This window comes from Microbacterium sp. H6 (assembly GCF_003314775.1).
GTDB lineage: Bacteria > Actinomycetota > Actinomycetes > Actinomycetales > Microbacteriaceae > Microbacterium > Microbacterium oxydans.
In genome coordinates, this window is record NZ_QOAY01000063.1 from 9,994 (window position 1) to 17,403 (window position 7,410).

Consider the following 7,410-nt stretch of genomic DNA (forward strand, 5'->3'; position numbering starts at 1 on the left):
TCGAGGTTCCACTCGAGCCTGGCGAGGTCGTAGCAGGGATGGAAGTAGCCGGCCGTCGCATGGTCGATCACGACCTGACCGGTCAGGCGCGCGACGAGGTAGCTCTGACTCGTGAGGTACCACCGGGTTCGGGCGGCGACCTCGGGCTCGTTGCGCTCGATCCACAGGATCTTCGGCCCCGAGGACTGGCTCGTGAGGGCGTTGCCCGCCCGCCGGATGATCTCCTCGCGCCCGAGACGCGTCTCGAGCAGATCGATCTCCTCGGTCGCCCTGGTGTCGACGCCGTAGAGGATCGCAGGGCGCAGTGGACGCAGCTCGGCGTCGACCGGGAGCACGCACGGACCGATCGCACTGCACGCGACCGCGACGATCTCGGCATCCGGAACCGCCTGACGCAGAGTCGAGGCGACCTCGACGAGGTCATGCCACCACACCGCATCCGCGTCCTGCTCGACCATGCCGGGCGCCGGGGTGCTGATGCCGTGCCGAGAGCGCGCCTCGGCGTGCACGTGACCGGTGGCATCGACCAGCACGCCCTTGGTCTCGTACGTTCCGACGTCGATGCCGAGGAACAGTTCCATCAGGATGCCTTTCGGATGCGGTTCAGGCGCGGGGGATCTCGGCGAGCGCGATCGTCTCGGTCTGGCTGCTCGGTGCGCGGCGTGGCCTTCGCCTCACCCTCACCTGATCGAACACCATCACGGCGATCAGGATCACCCCCTGCGCGATCGCGTATTCATATGCCGAGAGCCGGATGGCCGTGAAGCCGGACTGCACGACCTGCAGCACGAGCGTCGCGAGGACCACGCCGGTGATGGTCGCGAAGCCGCCGGTCGGGTTCGTGCCGCCGAGCACGGCGATCACGATCACGAGCAGCACGTACGACGTGCCGTAGTCGGCGCTCGCGGTGGGGTTGCGTGAGAGGAACACGAGCCCTGCGATGCCGCCGAGCAGCCCCGTCGTCACATACGTGCCGTAGAGCACGCTCGTGCTGCGGATACCCGAGTACATCGCCGCCGTCGGGTTCGCGCCCTGCAGCTGCGTACGTCGTCCGAACGGCGTGCGCGAGATCAGCACCCCGATCAGAACGGCGACCACGAGGAACTCGAGGAACAGGATCGGGATGCCGCCGACCGTCGCCTGCCCGACCGAGGAGAGCACCGCCGGGGCCCCGTAGAGCGTGGTGCCGCCTGTCCACACGATCGCGATGCCGTTGAAGATCTGCATCGTGGCGAGCGTCGCGAGAATGGGCGTGATGCCGACGGTTGCGATCAGGAAACCGTTGACGGCTCCCGCGAGCGCGCCGACCAGGACGCCGACCAGGGCGATGAGGCCGCCCATCGACTCCGCCGTGGCCGGATCGCTGCTCGCGATCGCGGTGAACATCGTGCTGACCGTGATCGCCGAGAGGTTCGCGATCGCGACCAGGGACAGATCGATCCCGCCGGTGAGCATCGCGAGGGCCATGGCGATCGCCAGGATGCCCACCTCCGGCGAGGCGACCATCATGTTCTGCAGGTTGATCGGATTGAGGAAGACCCTCGGGTTCAGGATCGCGAACAGTCCGAAGGCGAGCGCGAACAGCACCAGCATCCGACCGACGCCGCGGCCGACGTGGATACGGCCGAGCAGGGAGCGCACCGACCGATCGACCTGGTCGTTCATCCGGGCGAACTGCCCGGGAGGGGGCGACTGAGGCATGGTCATTCCTTCACCGTGTCGAGGACGAACGTCCGGCGAGAGGCGCGGCGGGCCATGACGGCCTGGATCCCCACGCCGATCACCAGCAGGAACCCGACGGCGGCGCGCTGCCAGGCCGTGGGCACGCCCATCAGGATGAGACTGTTGTTGATGATCTGCACCAGCAGCACGCCGAGCACTGTGCCGGTGACGGTACCGCGCCCGCCGAAGATCGAGGCGCCGCCGAGCACGACAGCCGCGATCACGTCGAGCTCGGTACCCACCAGGTCCTGCGGGTTCGCGCTGCGGCCCAGCACGACGTGGATGAGTCCGCCGATCGCGGCGACCGCCCCGACGAGCACGTAGAGCATGATCTGCAGGCGCACGACCGGGAATCCGGCACGTCGTGCCCCTTCCAGGTCACCACCCATCGCGTAGATGCCCCTGCCGAACATCGTGCGGCGCAGCAGGAGCGCGGCCCCGAACACGAGCAGCACGACCGGCACGATCAGCATCGGCAGGTAGGCGCGGGTCGATTCGACGGAGATCAGGTTCGCGGTCGACAGCCAGGAGATGCCGTCGGGCAGCTCGGCGATGTACTTGGAGCCGATGTAGGCGAGCAGCACGCCCTTGAAGATGCCCTGTGTCGCGAGAGTCACGATCAGGGTCGGGAGCCGGAACCGGGCGATCACGATGCCGTTGACGAACCCGAGGGCGCCGCCGATCACGATCGCGAAGGCGAGGATGCCGACGAGGCCGAAGTCCAAGCCCCCGCCCTGGGCGAGCGACACCGTCGTGTATGCGGCGAAGATTCCGATCGCGGCGAACGACACGTCGATGCCGCCGGAGATGATCACGAAGAGCACCGCGAGCGCGAACACCATCGGGACCAGCGCCGAGCGCAGGATCGAGAACAGCGTGTGCACGCTGAAGAAAGCGGGGTTCACGGCACACATCACGATCACCAGGACGACGATGATGCTCGCGAGCACGAGCTCGTTCGACATGCGTCCGATGCGGGGAAGGCGGATGCGGGTGTCGGTGGCGCTCACGCGGCCATCACCTCCTGGATTCGGGGCGCTGCGATGTCGTCGCCCGCCAGTCGTGAGACGATCTCGCCGCGACGCACCACGAGCACCCGGTTGCAGAGCGAGACGAGCTCGGGAACGTCGTCGGAGATCATGATCACGCCCATCCCGTCGCTCGCGGCCTCGCGGAGGATCTGCAGGATCTCCTCCTTCGAGCCCACGTCGACGCCGACCGTCGGTCCGTTGAGGATCAGCACGCGCGGCTTGGTCGCGAGCCACTTCGCCAGCACGACCCGCTGCGCGTTGCCGCCGGAGAGCGACCGCACGGGTGCCTCGACGCTCGGCGCCTTGATGCGCAGGCGCGAGAAGAGACGGGAGATGGTCTCGGCGGTGCGCTTGCGACTCAGCAGCACCTTGCCGACAGCGTGCTCGCTCAGCGAGCCCGCGATGATGTTGTCGGAGATCGACTTGTCCAGGAACAGGCCCTGCGTGAGCCGGTCCTCCGGAACGTACCCGATGCCCGCCTCGACGGAGGCCCGGATGCTGCCGGGTCGCACGGCGCGGCCGCCGACGGTGACGGTTCCCGACTGGGGGGTCAACAGGCCGAACAACGCATCGGCGATCTCGCCACGACCCGAGCCGAGCAGACCGGTGAGGCCGAGGATCTCGCCCGGCTGCAGGTCGAAGGAGACATCGGTGAAGGCACCGGGAAGATCGAGGTGCTCGACGCGCAGCAGCGGCTCGGCGTCGTCATCGACCTCGACCACGACGCGCGAGTCGTCGACGGCGCGGCCCGTCATCGCGTGGGTGAGGGAGGCGACGTCGAACTCGTCGGCCGGGCCGTTCGCGACCAGGCGCCCGGAGCGCAGCACCGTGATGTCCTGCGACACCTGCAGCACCTCGTCGAGCTTGTGGCTGACGAACACCAGGGCGACGCCGCGCTGCTGCAGCCGCCGCACGAGGGCGAAGAGCCGCTCGACCTCGGAGTGCGTGAGAGCGGTGGTCGGCTCGTCCATGAAGATGACCCGCGCGTCCTGCACGAGCGCCCGGCAGATCGCCGTGAGCTGTCGGTCGGCGACCGAGAGCCGTTCGACGTCGGCGTCGAGGTCGAGGGTGAGTCCCAGCTCCTCCACGATGCGCTGCGCCTCGGGACGGCGGTTCTTCGCGCTGTAGAGCTTGCGTCGCGCGGCGATCGCGGCCGGGAGCACGATGTTCTCCGCCACGGTCAGGTTGGGGAAGAGCGAGAAGTCCTGGTAGATGACCTGGATACCGGCTCGCAGGGCCTGGGTCGGCGAGAGGTGGGTGAGCGGTTCGCCGTCGAGCAGGATCTCGCCGGCCTCCGGCTTCTCGACCCCGCTGATGATCTTGATGAGCGTGGACTTGCCGCACCCGTTCTCGCCGGCCAGACAGTGCACCCGCCCGGGGTAGAGGGTGATGCCGACGTCGTCGAGCGCGACGACCCCGCCGAACACCTTCCGCACGCCTCTGACCTCGAGAACGGGTCCGGCATCGGGAGCGAGCCCGGCCTCGGATGCCGGCTGCGCCTGTTCTTCGTTCATGTTCTTCCTCCGAGGCGGGGCCGCGCGTTGGCGGCCCCGCCCTGAGTGGTGGTGGACGTCGGGATCAGAAGTCGTAATCGTCGACGTTGTCCTTGTCGACGATGACCGCGGCGTCACCCACGTACACGTTGTCGAAGCCGTCGAGCTTCTTCAGGGAGTTGTAGCCCTCGATGCCGAGGTCGGTGCCGTCTGTGATCTTCTCTCCGTCGACGAGCAGCTGCGCGATCTTGAGCTGCGCCTTGCCGGCCATCGCCGGGTCCCAGAAGAAGATCTTGTCGATCGAGCCGTCGACGATGTACTTCTTCGCCACCGACGGGATGCTGGTGCCCATCACGCAGACCTGATCCTCCAGGCCCGCCTCCTGCACCGCGCGGGCGATACCGGCGACGTCGGTGCCAGCCGAGCCCTGGAAGCCCTTGATGTCGGGGTACTTCGCGAGCAGCTCCTTCGCGCGCTGGTAGGCGACGTTCTCGTCTTCCTTGCTCTCGACGGGCTCCTCGACGCGGGTCAGGTCGGGGTACTCGGCCTGCTGCTGGTCGTAGGCGCCGCCGACCCAGTCCATGTGGGTCTTGGCGGTGAGGCCGCCGACGAACGAGACGTACTGACCGGAATCGCCCATGCACTCGGCGAGGTTGTCCATGATCTTCGCGCCGTAGGCCCGGTTGTCGAAGGCCTCGATGTCGATGTCGGCGTTCTTGATACCGGCCGCCTCATGGGCGACCACGATGATCCCCTGGTCCCTGGCCTGCTTGAGCACCGACTCCAGCGCCTCGGGCGAGTTGGGGACGACGGTGATCGCGGCGGGCGACTGGGCGATCAGGTCCTGGATGATCTGGATCTGCTTCTCGGGGCTGGCGTCATCCGCGCCCTCCTGGCGGGCGTCGAGCCCCGTCTCCTCGGCGAACTCCTTCACGCCGACCTCCATGCGGTCGAACCAGCCGACGCCCGAGATCTTGACCACCGTGACCATCGCGCCGTCTTCGGCGCTCCCGCCGGTCTCGCCACCACCGGTGGTGCCGCCGACCTGACCGCAGCCGGCGAGGGCGAGCATCGCCACGGCACCGAATCCGACACCTGCAAGCAACTTCGTCTTACGCATGTTCCACTCCTTCGTGTGTGAGCCAGTGTTAGTTTCCACCACCCCCAGGGAGGAATGGGAAGAAATCTCATCGCTGTGGAACAGTAAAACGTGATCCTGCCGCTTGTCAATGCGAAATCTCACACCCGTTGCGCAACCGTTGCGCAACGGGGAGGCCGAAGGAGCGACGCGGCTAGAGCGCGGCGACGGCCTCGATCTGCACGCCGGCAGCCCGCAGGCCGACAAGCGCGGGATGATCCACCGCGCCGTCGGTCACCAGCAGATCGATCTCGCCTGGACCTGCGACATTCGTCAGGTGCACCCGACCGAGTTTCGATGCGTCGGCGACGACGATGACCCGGTCGCACGCATCGATCGCCGCGCGCTTCACCGCACCCTCTTCATTGCTGTAGTCCGAGAGGCCGCGCTTACCGTCGACACCCGAGACGCCCATCACGTACACGTCGCAGTTGTAGCGCTTGAACGCCTCGATCGACTCGGCCCCGACCAGGCTGAGCTCGCCGGGGCGCACGCGCCCACCCGTGACGAGGATCGTGGTGTTGGGCTCGTCGTGGAGCTCGAGGGCGACGAGGATGCTGGGCGTGACGACGGTGAGTCCGAGGCCCTTGCCGACGATCGCGCGGGCCACCGCGAGGGCGGTACTGCCGCTGTCGAGCACGACGGTCTCGCCGTGGTTGAGGTGGGCGACGGCCGCTGCGGCGATGTTGATCTTCTCGCGCGCTCCCATCAGCGCCCGGGAGTTGAATCCCGGCTCCACGGCGGTCCCGTGGGCTGCGATCACACCACCCGTCACCCGACGTACGCTGCCGCGCTCCTCGAGGAGTTCCAGGTCGCGCCTGATGGTCATCTCGGAGACGTCGAACTCCAGGGCGAGGGCCTTGAACTCGGCCTCGCCGTCAGAGAGGACCCGCTGTTCGATCAGCGCGCGGCGCTCGTGGGCTTCCATCCCTACCTCCTCGTGTGGCAGATCCAACCTTAGGCGACCCGCTTGTGTGAATGAGTAACTTGTGCTTTGCTCATCGTGAATCTTTCACAGTGCTTGTGATCCATCCGAAGAAACGAGGAAAGACATGCCCAACTGGCTCCCCGAGGTGTTCGGCACGCAGAAGCCGATCGTGGCGATGCTGCACCTGGCCCCGCTCCCCGGCGACCCCGGCTACGACACCGCTGCCGGAGTGGCCGCGATCGTGAACCGCGCCAAGGGCGAACTCGACGCGCTGCTGAGCGGTGGAGTGGACGCCGTGCTCATCTCGAACGAGTTCAGCCTCCCGTACCTGACGAAGACCGAGCCGATCACCGCGATCACTATGGCCCGAATCATCGGCGAACTGCAGGGCGAACTCGCCGTGCCGTACGGCGTGAACGTGCTGTGGGACGGCCGTGCCTCCATCGACCTCGCCACCGCCACCGACGCCGCATTCGTCCGCGAGATCTTCACGGGCGTCTACGCCAGCGACTTCGGGCTGTGGAACACGAACGTCGGCGAGGTGGCCCGTCACCGGCACCGCATCGGTGCGGCGAACGTGAAGCTGCTCTTCAACATCGTGCCGGAGTCGGCCGCCTACCTCGCCGAGCGCGACCTCGGCGCGATCGCCCGCTCCACGGTGTTCGCGACCAACCCCGATGCCCTCTGCGTCTCCGGACTCACCGCCGGCGCCCCCACCGACACGCAGTCGTTGGCCATCGTGAAGGAGAACGCCGGAGATGTGCCGGTGTTCGTCAACACCGGCGTGCGGGCCTCCAACGTCGCCGACCAGCTGTCGGTGGCCGACGGCGCGGTCGTCGGCACCTACTTCAAGCAGGACGGCAAGTTCGAGAACCGCGCCGACCGCGCACGGGTGGAAGAGCTCATGGGTGCCGCGAAGGCGTTCCGCTCGCAGCTCGTCTGACCGCGAGCTCCCGCTACGCGCAGAGCCGCTCCCGATCCTGGTGGTCGCGGGGCGGCTCCGTGCGTCTCGGGCCGAGGGCCCCGATCACGGTCGCACCGGCAGGACATCACTCAGATCGGCGCGCGTGCCGGAGGCGTGGATACGACCGGATGCCG

7 protein-coding genes are annotated in these 7,410 nt (G+C 67.6%); 1 reads left to right on the forward strand and 6 read right to left on the reverse strand.

The genetic code is table 11. The features are described 5' to 3' along the window. From DSP71_RS04345 to DSP71_RS04370, 6 genes are all read right to left on the reverse strand, one after another. A partial coding sequence (locus DSP71_RS04345) for an FGGY family carbohydrate kinase (protein WP_258546254.1) occupies nucleotides 1-581 on the reverse strand: 581 nt, incomplete at its 3' end. Between the two features lie 22 nt (nucleotides 582-603). Continuing rightward, nucleotides 604-1,701 (reverse strand): ABC transporter permease, encoded by a 1,098-nt coding sequence (locus DSP71_RS04350; protein ID WP_230977975.1) that lies wholly within the window; start codon nucleotides 1,699-1,701, stop codon nucleotides 604-606. Between the two features lie 2 nt (nucleotides 1,702-1,703). After that, complete coding sequence (locus tag DSP71_RS04355) at nucleotides 1,704-2,732, reverse strand: ABC transporter permease (RefSeq protein WP_231728793.1); 1,029 nt, start codon at nucleotides 2,730-2,732, stop codon at nucleotides 1,704-1,706. After that, complete coding sequence (locus DSP71_RS04360) at nucleotides 2,729-4,267, reverse strand: sugar ABC transporter ATP-binding protein (protein ID WP_113680444.1); 1,539 nt, start codon at nucleotides 4,265-4,267, stop codon at nucleotides 2,729-2,731. The genes DSP71_RS04355 and DSP71_RS04360 overlap by 4 nt, the downstream gene beginning before the upstream one ends. A gap of 64 nt (nucleotides 4,268-4,331) precedes the next feature. Further along, nucleotides 4,332-5,366 (reverse strand): autoinducer 2 ABC transporter substrate-binding protein, encoded by a 1,035-nt coding sequence (locus DSP71_RS04365; protein WP_113680445.1) that lies wholly within the window; start codon nucleotides 5,364-5,366, stop codon nucleotides 4,332-4,334. A gap of 172 nt (nucleotides 5,367-5,538) precedes the next feature. Beyond that, on the reverse strand, nucleotides 5,539-6,312 hold the full coding sequence (locus DSP71_RS04370) for a DeoR/GlpR family DNA-binding transcription regulator (protein WP_028503122.1): 774 nt from the start codon (nucleotides 6,310-6,312) through the stop codon (nucleotides 5,539-5,541). A 124-nt stretch (nucleotides 6,313-6,436) separates the two neighbouring features. On the opposite strand from DSP71_RS04370, the gene DSP71_RS04375 reads away from it, so the two are divergent. Further along, complete coding sequence (locus DSP71_RS04375; protein ID WP_113680446.1) at nucleotides 6,437-7,255, forward strand: BtpA/SgcQ family protein; 819 nt, start codon at nucleotides 6,437-6,439, stop codon at nucleotides 7,253-7,255. The last annotated feature ends 155 nt before the right edge of the window (nucleotides 7,256-7,410 follow it).